General features: G+C 41.0%; 15 protein-coding genes and 1 pseudogene. All 16 read left to right on the top strand.

Annotated elements, in window-relative coordinates; all coding sequences use genetic code 11:
• Positions 1-113, top strand: a pseudogene (locus tag LKO28_RS06775) (aminoglycoside 6-adenylyltransferase); the annotation flags it as partial.
• 170 nt (positions 114-283) lie between these two features.
• Positions 284-1108, top strand: a complete 825-nt coding sequence (locus LKO28_RS06780) for a class D beta-lactamase OXA-347 (protein WP_004295324.1) — start codon at positions 284-286, stop codon at positions 1106-1108.
• Positions 1109-1164: 56 nt separating this feature from the next.
• Positions 1165-1989, top strand: a complete 825-nt coding sequence (locus LKO28_RS06785) for a class D beta-lactamase OXA-347 (RefSeq protein ID WP_004295324.1) — start codon at positions 1165-1167, stop codon at positions 1987-1989.
• A gap of 398 nt (positions 1990-2387) precedes the next feature.
• Positions 2388-4895: a cation-translocating P-type ATPase gene (locus tag LKO28_RS06790; RefSeq protein WP_227693948.1), complete on the top strand. Its 2508-nt coding sequence runs from the start codon at positions 2388-2390 to the stop codon at positions 4893-4895.
• 410 nt (positions 4896-5305) lie between these two features.
• Positions 5306-5671 (top strand): DUF1304 domain-containing protein, encoded by a 366-nt coding sequence (locus LKO28_RS06795; protein WP_123265371.1) that lies wholly within the window; start codon positions 5306-5308, stop codon positions 5669-5671.
• Positions 5672-5944: 273 nt separating this feature from the next.
• Positions 5945-6133, top strand: a complete 189-nt coding sequence (locus LKO28_RS06800; protein ID WP_227693949.1) for a hypothetical protein — start codon at positions 5945-5947, stop codon at positions 6131-6133.
• 263 nt (positions 6134-6396) lie between these two features.
• The gene (locus LKO28_RS06805) at positions 6397-7002 is read left to right on the top strand and encodes a Mu transposase domain-containing protein (protein WP_411028036.1); all 606 of its coding nucleotides are present in this window, start codon (positions 6397-6399) and stop codon (positions 7000-7002) included.
• An 18-nt stretch (positions 7003-7020) separates the two neighbouring features.
• Positions 7021-7845, top strand: a complete 825-nt coding sequence (gene istB, locus LKO28_RS06810; RefSeq protein ID WP_227693951.1) for an IS21-like element helper ATPase IstB — start codon at positions 7021-7023, stop codon at positions 7843-7845.
• Positions 7846-8798: 953 nt separating this feature from the next.
• Positions 8799-11222 (top strand): TonB-dependent receptor, encoded by a 2424-nt coding sequence (locus LKO28_RS06815; protein ID WP_227693952.1) that lies wholly within the window; start codon positions 8799-8801, stop codon positions 11220-11222.
• Between the two features lie 3 nt (positions 11223-11225).
• The gene (locus LKO28_RS06820) at positions 11226-12413 is read left to right on the top strand and encodes a PepSY-associated TM helix domain-containing protein (RefSeq protein ID WP_227693953.1); all 1188 of its coding nucleotides are present in this window, start codon (positions 11226-11228) and stop codon (positions 12411-12413) included.
• Between the two features lie 94 nt (positions 12414-12507).
• On the top strand, positions 12508-12876 hold the full coding sequence (locus LKO28_RS06825; RefSeq protein WP_227693954.1) for a hypothetical protein: 369 nt from the start codon (positions 12508-12510) through the stop codon (positions 12874-12876).
• 87 nt (positions 12877-12963) lie between these two features.
• Positions 12964-13890 (top strand): FixH family protein, encoded by a 927-nt coding sequence (locus LKO28_RS06830; RefSeq protein ID WP_227693955.1) that lies wholly within the window; start codon positions 12964-12966, stop codon positions 13888-13890.
• 4 nt (positions 13891-13894) lie between these two features.
• Entirely contained in the window at positions 13895-15883 is a 1989-nt protein-coding gene (locus tag LKO28_RS06835; RefSeq protein ID WP_227693956.1) for a TonB-dependent receptor plug domain-containing protein, read from the top strand.
• Positions 15884-15935: 52 nt separating this feature from the next.
• Positions 15936-16805, top strand: coding sequence for an MbnP family protein (locus LKO28_RS06840; protein WP_227693957.1), 870 nt, complete (start codon positions 15936-15938; stop codon positions 16803-16805).
• A 120-nt stretch (positions 16806-16925) separates the two neighbouring features.
• Positions 16926-17885, top strand: coding sequence for a cytochrome-c peroxidase (locus tag LKO28_RS06845; protein WP_227693958.1), 960 nt, complete (start codon positions 16926-16928; stop codon positions 17883-17885).
• A 93-nt stretch (positions 17886-17978) separates the two neighbouring features.
• Positions 17979-18968, top strand: coding sequence for a PLP-dependent cysteine synthase family protein (locus tag LKO28_RS06850; protein WP_227693959.1), 990 nt, complete (start codon positions 17979-17981; stop codon positions 18966-18968).

Raw genomic sequence — 18968 nt, forward strand, 5'->3', positions numbered from 1 at the left:
ATTTAGTTTCAGAAATAGGAACTGAATTGTCAAAAAAATTAGAGTACAAATACCCGGATAAATTAGAAAATGACATACGAAAATATTTAGCTGGACTAAAACCCAAAACATAACTACGTCGTACAACATCGTATTGGCAATAGGCGGGCTGAACGGCTTCGTATCAACGGAAGTGCAAAATTCAATTTCTGTTCTTCGATTAAAGTTCAGTGCTAAAAATCCCGCCCATCGCCAATACGCGGCACGTTAGTGGCAACAAAAACAAACGATAATTAGACAATAAATGAAAAATATTTTATTTGTAGTTTTTATTTCAATGATATTTTTATTTGTTTGCTGTAACACAACAACGAATAAAAACATAATTGAAACAGAAATTTCTGATTTTGACAAAATTTTAGATAGTTTTCAAGTAAATGGTTCAATTCTAATTTATGATAACGACAAGAATACTTTTTACTCAAATGACTTTGATTGGGCTAAAAACGGAAAATTACCTGCATCAACATTCAAAATTCCAAATTCTATAATTGCTGTTGAATTAGGCATTATTGAAAATGATACAACTATTTTAAAATGGAATGGCGAGCAGAGAAAAATGGATATTTGGGAAAAAGATTTATCATTTAAAGATGCTTTTAGAATTTCCTGTGTTCCTTGCTATCAGGAAATTGCAAGGAAAATCGGAACAATTAAAATGAAAGAATATTTAGAAAAATTTGAGTATAAAAATATGATTTTTGACAGTTTAACGATTGACAATTTTTGGCTTGAAGGAAATTCAAAAATATCTCAAAAACAACAAATCGACTTTTTGAGGAAATTCTATTTTTCAAAATTTCCAATTTCTGATAGGACAATAAAGATTGTCAAAAATATTATGGAAATTGAGCGAACTGAAAATTACATTTTAAGCGGTAAGACTGGATTAAGTTCGATAGAAGAAAAATATAATGGTTGGTTTGTTGGTTATGTTGAAACAAAATCTAATGTTTATTTTTTTGCAACAAATGTAATTCCGACAGACGGATTGAATGTTGATGATTTTATTTCATCGAGAATTAATGTAACAAAAAATGCGTTAAAGCAAATGAATATAATGAAATGATAAATGCCACTAACATATGTTAGTGGCAACAAAAACAAACGATAATTAGACAATAAATGAAAAATATTTTATTTGTAGTTTTTATTTCAATGATATTTTTATTTGTTTGCTGTAACACAACAACGAATAAAAACATAATTGAAACAGAAATTTCTGATTTTGACAAAATTTTAGATAGTTTTCAAGTAAATGGTTCAATTCTAATTTATGATAACGACAAGAATACTTTTTACTCAAATGACTTTGATTGGGCTAAAAACGGAAAATTACCTGCATCAACATTCAAAATTCCAAATTCTATAATTGCTGTTGAATTAGGCATTATTGAAAATGATACAACTATTTTAAAATGGAATGGCGAGCAGAGAAAAATGGATATTTGGGAAAAAGATTTATCATTTAAAGATGCTTTTAGAATTTCCTGTGTTCCTTGCTATCAGGAAATTGCAAGGAAAATCGGAACAATTAAAATGAAAGAATATTTAGAAAAATTTGAGTATAAAAATATGATTTTTGACAGTTTAACGATTGACAATTTTTGGCTTGAAGGAAATTCAAAAATATCTCAAAAACAACAAATCGACTTTTTGAGGAAATTCTATTTTTCAAAATTTCCAATTTCTGATAGGACAATAAAGATTGTCAAAAATATTATGGAAATTGAGCGAACTGAAAATTACATTTTAAGCGGTAAGACTGGATTAAGTTCGATAGAAGAAAAATATAATGGTTGGTTTGTTGGTTATGTTGAAACAAAATCTAATGTTTATTTTTTTGCAACAAATGTAATTCCGACAGACGGATTGAATGTTGATGATTTTATTTCATCGAGAATTAATGTAACAAAAAATGCGTTAAAGCAAATGAATATAATGAAATGATAAATGCCACTAACATATGGTAGCCGATAATTGCCGGCTTTCGTGCCAACTTGATACTTTGGTGCTTTTAACGAACCGAAGTGCTAAATTGATACGAAAGTGCTGTAAATCCGGCAACTACGGCTACCATTTTTCGTTGTTAGCAATCCGCTGCGCTCCTTGCTAACAATGGCTCGGCGACTTACGTCGCTTGCCGTAAGCCGCCGCTTCGCGGACTGCTTACAACAAGCGACTTGGCTAAATAGCTCCGCTTTTGTATCTTCGATACAGCTTCGCTACTTCGCCAAGTCGCCGAGCCATTACAGGCAAGCGTGGAAAAATGCACTAAAATCACAAAAACGCTTTTCACAGTAATTTAAATAAATCTAACAGTTTTATGTTTTTAAAAAATTAGACTGATGCAGTATAATGTCCCCAAACACATTAAAGGTCTCACAACTGAGGAATTAAAAACCTCTCGAAAAAAATTTGGTTTCAATCAAATAGACGCTATTAAAAAAAATGCGTGGTATAGGATGTTGCTCGATATTTTGAAAGAACCAATGCTGCTTTTGCTTATTGCGGTAACAGCTATTTATATAATAGTTGGCAATTATTCCGAAGCTATTTTTATGTTGGGCGCTATTATTGTCGTTTCTGGCATTTCATTCTATCAAGACAATCGCAGTAAAAAAGCACTGGAAGCGTTGAAAAAATTGAACGAACCGTTAAGTACTGTTATCAGAGATTCAATCGTGATGCAAATTCCCACAAACGAAATTGCCGTTGGCGATTTATGCATTGTCGAAGAAGGAAAAATGATTAGTGCTGATGGCGAAATTGTGCACAGCAATGATTTTTCAGTTAATGAAGCCTCACTAACAGGTGAAAGTTTTTCAGTATTTAAAAGTCAAGAAACCGAAGATAGAAAAATATATAGCGGAACGCTGGTAGTATCTGGTTTGGCCATCTTTAATGTAGAGAAAATTGGAGCAGAAACCAAACTAGGGAAAATCAGTCAATCCATTCAAGATATCAAAGAAGTTCATTCGCCACTGCAAATTCAGATTACCAAATTTGTAAAGGGAATGGCGATTATTGGTGTTATCGTGTTTCTGATGGTTTGGGGATTTAGTTACTGGAAATCAGGAGATATCATACAAAGTTTACTCGCTGGATTAACCTTGGCCATGTCTGTGCTTCCAGAAGAAATCCCTGTAGCCTTTACTACTTTTATGGCTTTAGGTGCCTGGAAATTAATGAGTGAAGGTGTGATAATTAAACGTAGTAGTGTGGTCGAAACATTGGGCAGTACTACAGTGATCTGTACGGACAAAACGGGAACTATTACTGAAAACTCCATGCGACTGAAACTTTTATTTGATTACAAATCAAACAAGGTTTTTGAGGATACGCAATTCAATACACCTGAGCTTTCAGAGCTTATTCGTTTCGCTATGTGGAGTAGTGAACCCATTCCGTTTGATCCCATGGAAAAAACACTGCATCAAATTTATGAGCAAACACAATCCAATGATGAGCGGAAGAATTTTCAAATGATACACGAATATCCATTAGAAGGGAAACCTCCAATGATGACGCATCTTTTTGAAAATAGTTTAGGTGAAAGAATTATTGCAGCCAAAGGTGCGCCCGAAGCCATTCTTGCCGTTTCTAATCTTACGGAAAGCGAGAAGGACAATTTACGACAACATATCATCAATTTCGGAGCGCAAGGGTACCGAGTACTGGGCGTGGCTAAATGTAATTTTGAAGGCAATCACTTTCCTGAAAAACAACAAGATTTTTCTTTTGACTTTTTAGGATTCACTGTTTTCTACGATCCACCGAAAGCGAACATTCAAGAAGTATTTAAAAAGATATATGCTGCAGGCATCAAGGTAAAAGTCATCACAGGAGACAATGCAGATACAACAAGGGCTATTGCGCATCAAGCAGGAATTATAAACGAAACAGCAGCAGTAAACGGAACCGATATCGTTCATCATACAGAAACCGAATTGATGGAACTTTCTAAAAGCACCACACTGTTTACGCGTATGTTCCCCGAGGCAAAATTGGCAATTGTAAACGCTCTTAAAAAGAACGATGAAGTGGTGGCCATGCTGGGAGATGGCGTGAATGATGCACCTGCTTTGAAAGCAGCTCATATTGGTGTAGCGATGGGAAATAAAGGAACAGAAATCGCAAAAGCAGCGGCAGCATTGGTTATTGCAAATGATGATTTAGACAAATTGATCACTGGAATAGCGGCTGGAAGAAGAATTTATTCCAATCTCAAAAAAGCCATTCAATATATTATATCCATTCATATTCCGATTATTCTAACGGTTTCTTTACCCTTGTTTTTGGGTTGGATATATCCGCATATTTTCACACCGGTACATGTTATTTTCTTGGAGCTAATAATGGGGCCAACCTGTTCTATTGTCTATGAAAATGAGCCGATGGAAAAAAATACAATGCTAGAGAAACCACGTAAAATGACCGAGACATTCTTGAGCTGGAAAGAATTAAGCATTAGTATTATTCAGGGATTGGCCATTACCGCAGGCGTTCTAACTGCATATCAGTATGCTGTACAAAACGGTAGTAATGAAGCAACTACACGTTCAATAGTTTTCACAACTTTAGTATTTGCAAATGTGTTTTTGAGTATGGTTAATCGCTCATTCATTTACAGTGTATTTGATAGTTTTAAAAATAAAAATACATTGTTCCCATTAATACTTGGAGCATCTTTGGTTTTACTTATTGCAATACTCTATATTCCGCCATTCGCTTCTTTCTTTCAATTGAGTAGTATAAATTTCCAGCAATTCTTAATCTCAATTTTAATTGCTGCCGTGTCGGTGTTGTGGGTCGAAGTGTATAAATGGGTTAAAAGGTTGAAAATAAATAGCTAAAATTACACAGTTAACGAAAACGCCAGCCTGTAACAGGCGTTTGGCTCAATGGCGGGTTAAGTGGTTAATTGAACATTCTACCTCGCATCAACTTTTGTGGTGTATTGACAGTTTTGTGCTCCGAAATCCGCCACTGCGCCAAGCGCCGAGCCATTGGTGGCAATTTTATAACGACACTCAAAAACATCAAAATTCAATAGTTGGACAAGAAAATAAATAGAATGCCAGATTACTACTATCTAAAACAGATGGTTCTTGAATGGCTTGGAGATATTATACCGTTGAACCTAAAATCGAAATATTTACGAAAAATTATACAAACTATTAATTTGACAAAGTAGGAATACTGACAACTCAAATTCAAAAACGCTTAAAATAAAATAATCATTTAAAAATTTAAAAAAACGAAAATGGAAATATTGTCAAAAATTTTGGTTGGACTTGTTGCAATTGAACATCTTTACATAATGTACTTTGAAATGTTTGCTTGGGAAACTATAGGTAAAAAAACATTTAAGTCATTGCCTGAAAATTTATTCAAACCCACAAAAGGACTTGCCGCAAACCAAGGACTTTACAACGGTTTTTTATCGGCAGGCTTAATTTGGACTTTCTTCATATCTGACAATATTTGGCAAACAAATATTTCTATTTTCTTTTTGACTTGTGTTGTTGTTGCAGGAGTCTATGGAGCTTTGACAGCAAGTAAAAAAATATTCATAACACAGGCATTACCCGCAATTATCGCCTTAATTGTTGTTTTATTGAAAAATTAATGACATTAATTTTTAAAAAAACTGCCACCAATAACTAAGCTTTCGTCTTGCCCGTAGGGCTCGAGATGAAAGCCCGTTGAACGGAACCGGTTACTGGATACCTATCTTTATGGAGTTTTCATTTTTAGGTTAGAAGATATTCGAGCAGGTGGAGGCCTGCTTTTTGTTTTTTCGTGGCTTTTGACTCTTAATAATCAGTTTACTACGCTCATTACCCTCACTTCTGAACACAAGTTCCCTTACCCGTAAAAGCTAATTTACAGGAACACGTTTATGGTCAAGAAGGTAATCTTTTGGTGGACCTCTCTTTCCAAAAATCAATATCGTAACCAAGTTTCCTTCATGACAACAGCGACATTTAAGATGTTGCATTTTGGCTGGATATTACGGTTTGATTTATGCCAGTCATTTCGGTCGGATGGTGCCAGCTATTACGGTTCAAATGATGCCACTCCGGGGTGACCACTCCGGATCTTTATGAACCGGAGTTGCAGCGTCAATATTCAGCGTTTCTCTCTTATTACGGTTGTGCGGGGATTGCCTGTCGTCCGCGCAGGCCGCAGGATAAGGGAAAGGTAGAATCCTCGATCAAATATGTAAAGAACAATTTCCTGAAGGGCTTCGAAGGTAACAGTTACCATGATCTGCTTTGCGGACTAAAGGTCTGGAACGAAGAAATCTGTAATAAGCGTGTCCACGGCACGACGCGCCGGGTGCCACTGGCCATGTTCCAGCAAAATGAAAAGCCGGCACTGCTGGATCTTCCGCTGCTCCGGTACGAAATTCTGGACGTCGGCTCCAGAAAGGTCACACGGCTGGCACACGTTAGCTACCGCCACAATTACTACTCAGTGCCATCTACCTACGCCGGTAAGACCGTCAGGCTGGAGAGTAATGGAACCTGTTTGAAAATATTTGATGGGAGCGTCCAAATAGCGGTCCATCAGGTCAGCGGGCAGATCGGCATGTACGTTTCCCGCCAAGAACATCGACCAGAATACAAAAAGAACGTAAGCAGGGAGGAATACCAATACCAGATGGCCGGAATTGGCCCTTACACGGCGCGTTTTTTTGAGCATCTTATGGTCGCGGTACCTACGCATTGGGGCCCCATGACCCGTGGGATTCTTAAACTAAGGAAGCGGTTTACCGACCAGCAGATAGACCTTTCCTGCAAACGTGCGATCTACTTCGGGGCGTTCAGCTATCAGCAAGTTAAACGGATCTGCGAGAACGAGCTGTACCAGCAGAACTATGACGAGCCGGTCCCGATGGCCTATTCCCGTGAATATGAACACGAACTGGGTCTATATGACCGTTTAACAAACTAATATAAATGAAAATATAATATGGAAACATTATTGGCAAGCCTACGCCACCTAAAATTGGCCACGATGGCCCAAAACCTGGAGATGAGAAACAGACATGCCCTAGAAAAACAGATCAGCTATCTGGAATTCCTAGAACTGCTCGTTGAAGATGAAACGGTCAAACGACAGGCCAATGGTTACCAGTCCCGGCTAAAAGAATCACGTCTGGATACCCAAAAGATACTGGATAGCTATGACCTGAGCTACCAACCCGGACTCGATAGAAGACAGTTATTCGATCTGGCATCGTGCAGGTTCATCGAACAACGATCCAATGCTATATTCATGGGTAAACCTGGGGTGGGAAAGACCCATCTAGCGAATGCCATCGGACTGGAAGCAGTCAAGAGGGGGAAAAAGGTGCTGTTCGTGCACACTAACGAAATGGTCGAAAGACTCTTCGCCTCGCGGGCCGACGGCAGCTATGCGGCAACGCTGCAGCGCTTTCTGAAACCGGACCTGCTGATACTCGATGAGTTGGGCTTTAAAAAAATGCCACAGAACAGTATGGAGGACTTCTTTGAAATTGTGCGAAGACGATATGAAACAGGATCAATGATCATTACAACCAATCGGAACTTCGAGGACTGGGGAAACCTCTTCGGAGATAGGGTGATCGCTTCGGCTATCATAGATCGGATAGTCCATCACGCAACCATTGTAAAACTCAACGGTAGCAGTTATCGGGTAAAAAACCTAATGGAGTTACAGGATCTCTTTCCAAATGAAGAAGCTCCCAGGGGGAAAAGAGGAAGACCCAGAAAGCAGGAAAATGAATTAACAGAGGAGAACGAGAATGAATGATTTTTTTATGATATTAGTGGGGGCATTTTAATGAGAATCGGTGGGGGCATTCTGATGATAATTAACACAGGTTGACGTTGTTCCACAATAATTTTCATGCCTATAACGCTTTTTCCTCCTACTAGTGGTGCCACTATCACAGCGGAATCTTTTTTTATTATTGCAGATGCAGCACGGGTTACGCTGTTTCCGTAAGCTTTTCACGTCCACGTTACGCCAGCTGCTGCCGACTACATTACCAACTTTTCCGGTATAGGCTCCGTGGATACCTTTTAAAAATTTTGCCATTTTTTCTGATTATTTAATATGTTAAACCATTGCGTATATGTACTGCGTTTTTCTGATATCGGAAGCTAAACTATAGCTCCGCAGCATGTGAAAAGAATAATGGAACAAATTGAGACAACTTGATAGACGGCAGTATCATAACCAGCCAAAAAAGACACACGGCGTCCCAACACATCACGACGGTAAGGATGCTAACAGAACCTGAAAATTCAACTGAAATAGATTTTTTTTAGACCAGCGAACGGCCGGTACTTAGGTAAGATAGGGGAAAAATTGCAGATAAGTTCGAAACAGGGAGGGCGTTTCTTCGGCAGCGCTTCGGGGGTTCTTCGACTAGTAGCCGAAGAAACCCCGAAGCGCTGCCGAAGACCTGTCGAACAACAGTCGAACAAGACTCGAACAGCAGTCGAAGCGGAGTCGAAGCCTTCCCGAAGCAGAGTCGAAGCCGACTCGAAGCCGACTCGAACAACTGTCGAACAACATTCGAACAGCTGTCGAACAAGTGTCGAAGAAATTAAGGGTGTCTTTTACGTTTGCTCTCTTCTTATTGCTCTTCATCATAAAGGTAAGACTTCCACCTCCAAAGCGATTGGAACAAATTAAATGAATATTATTTTTAATTAATCTAAATAGTTTTATACTTTTGGTTCCCAAACTTAAAACAAATGAAGAGATACACACTCATCGTCACCTTTTTAGCATACATCTGGTCTGCCCAAGCTCAGATCCAGGTAACCGGAAAAATTCAAACCGAATTTCTAGTACCTTTATCGAATGCGACCGTCTACATCGAACCTTTTCGAGAAGGAACCAAAGCTGATCAAAATGGAGAATTCCGCCTCCATGTTCCCGAAAAAGGAGAATACATGCTACGTATTCAATATTTAGGAAAAGAAGTCTATGGCAAACCGGTCCGGATTCAAAACCAAAATCATTATGTGGGATTGATTACCATAAAATCCGCAGCCATACAAGTAGATGAAGTTCATGTAACCGGCTACAAATCACCAATGGTCCTCGAAAAACCTACTTATAACGTGGCGAAAATCCCGCTTAAAAATCTAGAAAATGCACAAGTCTATTCTGTTATCGACGGAAAGCTACTGGATCAGCAACTTATCTTTAACGTCGATGAAGGGTCGCGAAACATTACCGGCTTACAAAATATTTGGAACGCCACAAGCCGTTCCGGTGACGGAGGTGCCTATGTAAGTCTACGTGGCTTTGTATCTTCCAATACCTTACGAAACGGCTTAGCTGGTGGCATATCAGGCACCGTTGATGCAGCTAACCTAGAACGCTTGGAAGTATTAAAAGGCCCGTCGGGAACCTTATTTGGCAACATTTTGGCAAGCTACGGCGGAATGATTAATCGGATAACCAAAAAAGCGCAAGACTACAATTTTGGGTCTGCTAGCCTGTCGGGCGGATCCCATCATTTCTATCGGGCACAGCTCGATCTTAACCGTGTTTTAAATCAAAAGAAAACTGCACTGTTTCGGGTAAATGCAGCCTACAATACCGAATCTTCCTTCCAAAACAGTGACCTAAAAACCTCCTATTTTTTTATCAGCCCTACGTTTACCTATAGCCCTAATCAGCGTACCCATTTGACCGTAGAAGCCGAATATACGCAAGGTCAAAGTAGTAATATGGGGCAGATGCTCGGCTTTTCTTTCCCAAACACCCAATATGGCGTACGTTCTATAAAAGACTTCCCTATCGACTACAATTTATCGCTCCAGGGCGACGGTCTGAATCAAGACTACCGTAACTTAAACCTTTTTGCCGTGCTCGATTATGAAATTTCACCCTTTATAAAATCGAGTACAAACGTGTCGTTTTCGCAGAACTATTCGGATGGCTTTGGGGCATACTATTACCTTGTACCTAACGCTGTCGCGCTGGACAATCCAAATGCCGCCGGAACCGACTACGTCTCCCGTGCCGACCAATCGACCGAAGATAGTAGAAAGAATTATTTCCAAGTTCAGCAAAACTTCAATGCAGACTTCAAGCTCGGAGGGATGCGCAACCGTATGGTACTAGGCTTGGATTACTTACGTGTACGGGACAAACAATACTTCTATGGAAGTACATTTGATATGATTAATTTTACGGATCCCCTTATCGATATAAGCGCATTCAACGGTAAAAACATGGGCGCAAAATACGCGGCGAATGAGATCGATTTCACCTACCCCCTGGATGGCACAACCGAAACTTATAGCGCATACTTCGCCGATGTATTGGATCTTACGCCAAACTTAAACGTCATGGCGGGGATACGCTTAGATCACTTCGATAACATAGGTGGGCTCGTGGGCGCTATCGCATCTGAAAAATACAACCAAACAACGGTATCCCCTAAGTTTGGCATTGTTTACCAACCTATCAAATCACTATGGTCCATTTTTGGGAGTTACCAAAACAGCTTTACCAACAAAGGGATGTATTTGGCAGAAGGTCAGGTCACAAGATCTGCCGAGCCCGAATACGCCAACCAATGGGAAGTGGGTTCTAAAGTAGAGTTGCTGGGTAAACGCCTAAATGGTACCGTTTCGTACTACCATGTCGTGGTGGACAATGTCCTTCGCGCGGTGCCGACCAGTACCATCGGCGAACAGGTTCAAGATGGAACACGGCTGAGTGAAGGAATTGAACTGGAAATACAGGGCACACCGATCAATGGCTTTAATGTGCTCGCGGGCTTTGCATACAACAACTCGAAATACACGAAAGCGGATGCCGATGTAGAAGGTCGTCGCCCCGGAACAGCAACTTCGCCTTATCTTGCTAACTTCTACGCAAGTTATAGCGTGCTGAACGGGAAGACAAAAGGCTTAGGTTTAGGTTTTGGCGGAAATTATGCGAGTGCATATGATGTCGTAAACTCGTTGAGCATGGGAACTATTGAGCTCCCCGCATACTTTCTTTTAAATGCTAATATTTTCTACGATTACCAAGCCAAGTACCGCTTTGGCGTGAAAGCTGATAATATAACTGCGCAAAAATACTGGATTGGCTGGGGGAATGCTATCCCCCAAAAGCTTCGTTCTTTTTCCGCCAGTGTCACCTATAAATTCTAACGAATGGCTAAGAAAAACCGCATCACAAAGACCATTGGTAAGCTCCATCTGTATTTGGGGCTTGCCGTTGGTGTAATTGTATTTATTGTAGCCATAACTGGCTGTCTGTTTGCCTTCCAGCAGGACATTACCGACTTTCTGCGCCGCGATATCATTTATCACGGTGAGGATGACACCGCTAATAAGCAGGTGCTCCCGCTCCGGCAGCTCGAAGCGAATGTTCAGGCGTTTACACAGGAGCCTTATGAAGTTTTTTGGGTCAACATACCGCTTGACAAACGAAAATCGTATGTATTCGTCTACTTGGAAATGGACGAGAATGCCTGGAATTATTTCGACGAATTCGTGAGTTATAAATCGGTCTATGTAAATCCTTACTCTGGCGAGGTATTACGCTTTATTGATGAAGAATTCACTTTCTTCCATATCGTGAAATACATTCATTTTAGCCTATTACTTAAATCCACCTGGGGCAAATGGATAACCGGCGTACCCACATTGATCTTCATTTTCATGCTGCTTTCGGGGTTGTACCTATGGTGGCCAAAAAACAGAAAAGCAATCAAGCAACGTTTTTGGTTCCGCTGGAAGAAAGTTAAAAGTTGGAAGCGCAAAAACTATGACCTCCATAATATCTTAGGCTTCTATACGATCCCCTTGGCGTTGGTGTTGGCCATTACCGGCGCATTCTATTCCTTTTTATTTATCCAGGGATTGATTTTTACGGCTTTCGCCGAGCCTGGCGAGGCTTATCCGTTTTATACGGAACATAACAGATCGATCGATCTCGAAAACTATGATTTTTCTATGCTCGATAAAATGAGTGACCAAGTTGCCCAACTTTATCCTACCGCATCACAGTACTCCGTCGTATTTCCCTATGAACATATGGAATACGAGCATCCCGAACATCCATACGAGGTGTATGTCAAGCAACTCGATTATTCGTATCATATCAGCCATCGCGTCATGTTTGACCCAAATACCGCAGAACGGATCCATACGGTCGATTACGCCGATAAAAGTTTAGCTGTAAAAGTACTCGATGCCAATTACGACATCCACGTGGGAGCTATTGGCGGCTTCTGGGGTAAACTGCTCGCTTTTATCATCAGTGCGATATGTGCGAGCCTTCCGCTTACGGGATTTATGATTTGGTGGGGCAGAAGAAAAAAGAAAAGATCGTCCTAATGTCATAGAAAACATGGACAAAAATGACGTTCATCATTTCTCACAACTATTCTTTGTGTATATTTGAAGCGATTCATTAAGACAAGAGAAAGTTTTGATACGTTTTTGCACCTATATGCTGTTACTGACCTTGACGCTGCAATCATTCTACCGCAGCATCATGACGGTGGACTATCAGATACACCTTCCGGAGTATCTGGCAAAATGTATAAATAAAGACCGACCTCAGCTCCATTGTGACGGGCAGTGTGTATTGATGAAAAAAATAAATGAAAAAGAAAAAGAGGAAACAAAAAAGAACCTCGTAGTATATGAATACAGTTCGCTATATGTACATAAAGAGCGTACAACTTATTTGATACACCAACCGAATAAAGAAATCACACCCCTTCAGGGTTCCCCTTATCGGATTAACTATCTGTTTGATTACCATACCGCTATATTCCACCCTCCCCTTAGCTAACGATTTTCTTTAGGCTAAATCTTGCTGTTCAACGAAGAGCAAGGCATCTGGTTATTTATATCTTCTATACATATTTCGTTAGTAATAATGAACAGATTCTTATTATTTTTCACCCTCATGTGCTGTGCAGCATGGTCCTGCACAAAAGAAAAAACAGATTACGAAGCAGCGATAGACATCGTTGTCCCCGAATATGACGACTTTAACGAGGTTGTTCGTATACGGAACGGCGGATACGAAGTCAGCATTGAAGCGTTAAATGGAATTTTTTATAAAGGCTACAATGAGATCCGTGTGAAAATCACCTCCGGTCAAACGCAGGAAATTCCAACTATACAAGCGGTAACTTTTCTGCCCATACTAACCGAAGATGATGGCAACAAAACATCGGGGCCGCATCTTCATGATTTAGTTTATCAAACCAAAGAACAATACTTTTCGGGATATGCCGTATTTCCAGACGCGTCTCATACAGACAGAATTTGGGAGCTTTACATCCGTTTCACAATAGCCAATCAAACGTATCAGGCTAAACAGACCGTCATGGTGCAGGAGCAGCCAAACAAAAACCTGAACATGACGAGTTTCACGGGCAGCGATAATGAGCAATATTTTATCGCCTTAGTTTCGCCACAAAAACCAAAGGTTGGCGAAAATGAGCTGATCGCGGGTATCTATACATTCAACAAACCTACCTCCCCTCCTACGACAGCGTTCCCTGATCCATCGCAGTTTTCCTACACAGCGGTAAATGACTATACGCTCTTACTGGATCCGCGAATGCCGGAGCCCTCAATGGGCAATCATTCATCGCCTAACAATGAAGATTTGACACAGCAAAGCGATGGCCTATATCATGGTGTCGTCCATTACACTATGACCGGAAATTGGGCGTTGAATTTTATTCTCTTGGATCAAAACGGACAAACTATTAAAGGAACCGCCGTGCCGCAAGATTTTACGCCTGGCGTAGAGGGAATCCGCAGTGAATTACACCTTGATATTCTATTCTAAAGTTATGAAGACGCTATATCTTATTTGTGGAGGTCTCTTTTTCGGAACGCATTCCTTTGCACAGCACGCGCCCACCCAAACCGACAGTATCCGCCAAATCGAGGAGATAGAAATTATGGCAACCGTCAAGAAAAAAATAGAGACCGACATGAAAATGACGGTTTCTGTCGACGAGTTTTTAGCTTCCTCGGAGCAGATCAGTTTTATCAAACGGGGCGGGTATGCTTGGGAACCGCTATTGAATAACATGAGTACAGAGCGGTCGACTATTACAATTGACGGCATGCACGTGTTTGGCGCATGTACGGACAAGATGGATCCCGTAACTTCTTATGTAGAGAGCAACAACCTTTCCACCATCGATATCACATCTGGCCAAGCGGGAAGTATGCACGGGGCAACGGTTGCAGGCAATATTGACCTCAAAAGAAAGAGTACACCTTTTGGGATGGAAAGAACCTGGAACGGAAGCTATCAAACCGGCTTTGAAAGTAACAACAAGCAGTTTTTCAATCTCGGACATCTGTCATACTCGGACGACAAGTTTGTAGCGGACGGTAGCATAGCCTTTCGAAAAGCAGCAAATTATACGGATGGAAATAATAACGAAGTAAAACATTCGCAATATAATAAATTCAACACGTCGTTAGGTCTAGCCTATAAAACGAGTCCGCTTTCCTCCGTTCGGGTAGATGCAATTTATGATAAAGCAGAGGATGTCGGATTCCCTGCCTTGCCGATGGATTTATGGCTTTCACGTGCACTGATAACCTCTGCCGCGTACAAACAAATGTTTGAAGAGGGAATAGTCCGTACGTGGGACACCAAAATTTATTTCAACACGGCCGAACATTATATGGACGATACAAAGCGACCGGAAAATTTGGTGCACATGGATATGCCTGGCTGGAGCACAACTTACGGGCTAGTTTCGCGTGCCAACTTGAAACGAAATACTTACAGCGCCGAAATTCAATTAAACGCTTACGACAACCTCTCTATTGCGGAAATGACGATGTATCCACAAGACCGAAGCAATAAAACGATGTTCGCCTATACGTGGCCCTGGGTGACGACGCGTTTTGCCGGTCTTTCCGTAAATAATTCCTGGGAATTTTCAGCAACCAATCGGATAAATTTCGGCGGCTCTTTGGGCTGGAATTACAACCACTCCAAATATGTGGAGTTCAACCAAATATTCTACCCCGGCGCCCCACAAGAAAAAAACAGAATATTACCGGCATTGCATGCAAGTTATGAAGTCAACATCCAGCAATTTGATTTTTCTGTAGGAACCGGCTTTGGACACCGGGCGCCCTCTGTATCGGAAGGATACGGATATTATATTTATAACAGCTTCGACCGGTACGATTATATCGGAAACCCGAACCTAAAGAATGAGATCTCTTATGAGGTGAACGTACGTGCAGGATTCAAAAAGCGGGGAATGGGAATAGCCATTAAAGCCAACTATTTCCATATCGAAAATTATATCGTCGGGAAAATCTTAAATTTAGGCAGCCCCATGAATTATCAATCCATTGGGGTAAAAGGGTATACCTCATTAGCTTATGCGAGACTGTTCAATATGTCTTTAAATGCAAATTACGACATTTTGCAACATCTGCATTGGCAAGGAACGCTCAATTATGCACGGGCTACCGACGATCAAAATGAGAATCTCCCATTCATTCGGCCGCTGACCTACCAAACCTCGTTATACTATATGTTCGGCCAATTCGGCGTGCGAACCGCTTTACATGGCGATTTTGCGCAAAATAACTATAGTCCGGAGTACGGAGAAGACCTAACGCCAGCCTACGAGATATGGAATGCCTCCGCAGACTACACGTTCCGTATCAAACATTATAAAGCGGTCTTACAAATTGGCGTAGAGAACCTATTCAATGCATATTACAGCACCTACGCAGATTGGGGAAATATTCCCAGAATGGGGCGTAATATCTTCACGGCTTTAAAATTTAATTTTTAACAAAATCGATTAGATAACGATTACATACTTACACCTTATGAAACTAGAAAACATGAAAACACTTAAAAACTATCTATTATTATCGATATGTTCCCTTACATTTATCGCGTGCAGCAAGGACGGTGACAACCCTGTTTCCAACAACATCACTTTGCATTTTAACAACACCTTTAAAAATGAGACCATCGTCCTGGGAAATGCGACCGCTGCTACAGCGACCAAAAACACCTCAGCCGAGGGACAAACCCACCACTTTTCTGAGTTGAAATATGTGGTAAGCAATATCCGGCTCGTCAAAGCTGACGGCGGCGAAATCCCGTATCACACAGATAACTTAGATCAGGGCGCAACAGTTATAAACCAAGCGAAACCGCAGAGCTTAGTTTACGTGTTAAGCGATATTCCTGGGGGTGAATACAAACAAATCAAATTCGGATTGGGCGTTAAACACGAATTAAATACGCTCGATCAAATTGAATTCCCTAATTTTTATGCAGAAGCTGGTGAAAACGACACCGATATGCATTGGCAATGGGCAACAGGATATCGATTCACAAAATTAGAAGGCTATTACGGCGAAGCGAATGACGCCATGGCTCTCCATACCGGAAGTACCTTAAACGGCGATCGTGAAGACCCCACGTCCTGGGTACAAGGAATTGACGCTTACCGCGATATAACGCTCACGCTTAACTCCCGAGCGATTGTAGGTGATACGGCACCTACGATCATTATCAGGGCGGATTTCGACAAATTATTGAGTGGAAAAACGAATATAACCTTAGACGCCGCAAATGCCATCACTCCGAATAGCCATAGTGGCAATAAAATGGAAAATATGGTGGAGTTCGTTGATAACCTAGGCGGAAATGGCTCCACGGATATTACGGGTATGTTTTCTATTGAAAGCGTAGAAAATTAACGAATCATGGAGCCACCTTTATCTTACGACTAGGTGGCTCTTCATACAACTTATATGAAAAAGGCGGGTGTTATTTTATTTATTTTTTTACTGTTATTTTCCTGTCAACAGAATGAGGATATGGCACCTACATTACCACATGACAACCCTGAAATTTCATTGGACATCCCACAAGGCTTTCCACCGTTAAACCGTGCTATAAATAAAAATAAACCCACAAAATATGGTGTGGAACTAGGCGAAAAATTGTTCCACGAAAAAAAACTTAGTGGTAACAATACCATCTCCTGCGCTGATTGTCATAAACAATCCCATGCTTTTGCCGATAACCATACACAAGCGGTCGGGATTTATGGGCGCGTCGGCTTACGGAATACGCCTCCCATTCAGAACTTAGCTTTTATGCAATTCTATAATTGGGACGGCAATAAACTTACGCTCGAGAGCCAGCCTTTAGTTCCCATCATTACACATGAGGAAATGAATTCCTCCATCGTGCAAGTCATTGAAAAACTACAGGCGGAGCCGGATTATAGACATTTATTCCGTAAAGCCTTTGGCGACGAGACGATTACTCCTCAACGAATCTACCATAGCCTATCGCAATACGAATATACGTTGATCTCCGCGAACAGTAAATATGACCAAGTGAAACGAAACGAAGGGGCATCGTTTACACCCAGTGAAACTCGGGGCTACCACGTATTTCAGCAAAAATGTGCGAGCTGTCATACCGGCGAGCTATTTACCGATCAAAGCTTTAGAAACATAGGTTTTCCATTGAATCCCAATGCCGAAGAAGGCGGACGAGCTCGGGTGACGGGGGTCTCTACCGATTACATGAGTTTTCGGGTTCCTTCTTTACGAAATGCGCAGTATACCGCGCCTTATGGCAGCTTCGGCCAGTTTCCGACACTACGATCTGTTTTAGACTATCTTGCCGAAGGTGTGCTGGAAGCTGATAACCTCGATCCTATTTTGAAAGAAAATGGTAATAGCATACCGCTAAGTGAGCAGGAGAAAGACGATATTATCGCCTTCATCGAAACCTTAAGTGACCCCACCTTCGTCGGAAAATGAATACCTCCTATTTTGAAATTTCAGTTTAAAGATATGCTATAATGTCATTTTTTTCGTTATAAATGTAGTACATTTATAAAAACGAACGATATTTTGATCAGCAAATTTATAGGCAATACTCCCCTTCGGCACTGTGAAGCGCTGTCGACCCGATACCATACCAATATCTATATAAAAGAGGAATTTCATAATCCTGGAATGTCGGCAAAAGATCGCCCGGCACTATTTATGATTCAGGATGCCATCGATAGGAAGAAAATTAAACCTGGCGGTATTTTCGTGGAAGCAAGTAGCGGGAATACCGGTCTAGGAATAACGTTGATCGCCAGAAAACTAGGGTATCATGCTAAGATATTCGTCTCTCAAAGTTGCTCCAAAGAGAAGATCGCGCTTCTCACGAAAGCCGGTGCAGACATCGAGATTTGCGATAATTCCAACGGTTTACACGATTTCAACTCCACTCAATTTAGAGCGCAGTCCTTTGCGGCAACCCATCCAAATACCTACTTCACCAATCAATATTATAATACACAGAATATCCGGGCACATTACAAAACAACCGCCCCCGAGATATGGGAACAAACCTCCGGGAACATTACCCATTTTATAGCCGGGGTGGGTACGGGCGGAACTATATCCGGTGTTGGCCGTTTTCTAAAGGAACAATGCAACAATATTAAAGTCTGGGGTATAGAACCTGCAGGATCGATTCTCAGCCATTTTCTCAAACATCGTACCTTGCCCACGTTTATGGTTCCTTTCGATACCATCGAAGGGATCGGGAGAAACTTCGTTCCCGGATCTTTTGACGCCGCTTCTGTAGATCAAATCTTTCAAGTAAACTGTCAGGAAACGAAACATGCGGCAATAGCATATTATTCCCAGACCGGCATTATGACGGGGTTTTCCAGTGCTGCAGTAATCGCATCGCTGGATCGCTACGTCGCCAAAATGGGCTTTACTCCCGCCGATACCGTTGTCCTCGTTTTTCCAGACCACGGTGACCGGTATATCAGCAAACTTTATAATGAGAGTGGGAATGTTCATCAGGCCATGCTCAGTTCAAATATCACGTCATTCTAA

The sequence above is a fragment of the Sphingobacterium sp. FBM7-1 genome (genome assembly GCF_020687765.1).
Taxonomy (GTDB): domain Bacteria; phylum Bacteroidota; class Bacteroidia; order Sphingobacteriales; family Sphingobacteriaceae; genus Sphingobacterium.

Excerpts from the sequence above, each read along its gene's own strand:
- LKO28_RS06780 (WP_004295324.1), top strand. The coding sequence starts at position 284 with ATGAAAAATATTTTATTTGTAGTTTTTATTTCAATGATATTTTTATTT.
- LKO28_RS06790 (WP_227693948.1), top strand. The coding sequence starts at position 2,388 with ATGCAGTATAATGTCCCCAAACACATTAAAGGTCTCACAACTGAGGAA.
- LKO28_RS06830 (WP_227693955.1), top strand. The coding sequence starts at position 12,964 with ATGAACAGATTCTTATTATTTTTCACCCTCATGTGCTGTGCAGCATGG.
- LKO28_RS06800 (WP_227693949.1), top strand. The coding sequence starts at position 5,945 with ATGGTCAAGAAGGTAATCTTTTGGTGGACCTCTCTTTCCAAAAATCAA.
- LKO28_RS06835 (WP_227693956.1), top strand. The coding sequence starts at position 13,895 with ATGAAGACGCTATATCTTATTTGTGGAGGTCTCTTTTTCGGAACGCAT.
- LKO28_RS06815 (WP_227693952.1), top strand. The coding sequence starts at position 8,799 with ATGAAGAGATACACACTCATCGTCACCTTTTTAGCATACATCTGGTCT.
- LKO28_RS06795 (WP_123265371.1), top strand. The coding sequence starts at position 5,306 with ATGGAAATATTGTCAAAAATTTTGGTTGGACTTGTTGCAATTGAACAT.
- LKO28_RS06840 (WP_227693957.1), top strand. The coding sequence starts at position 15,936 with ATGAAAACACTTAAAAACTATCTATTATTATCGATATGTTCCCTTACA.
- LKO28_RS06820 (WP_227693953.1), top strand. The coding sequence starts at position 11,226 with ATGGCTAAGAAAAACCGCATCACAAAGACCATTGGTAAGCTCCATCTG.
- istB (WP_227693951.1), top strand. The coding sequence starts at position 7,021 with ATGGAAACATTATTGGCAAGCCTACGCCACCTAAAATTGGCCACGATG.
- LKO28_RS06845 (WP_227693958.1), top strand. The coding sequence starts at position 16,926 with ATGGCACCTACATTACCACATGACAACCCTGAAATTTCATTGGACATC.
- LKO28_RS06785 (WP_004295324.1), top strand. The coding sequence starts at position 1,165 with ATGAAAAATATTTTATTTGTAGTTTTTATTTCAATGATATTTTTATTT.
- LKO28_RS06805 (WP_411028036.1), top strand. The coding sequence starts at position 6,397 with ATGTTCCAGCAAAATGAAAAGCCGGCACTGCTGGATCTTCCGCTGCTC.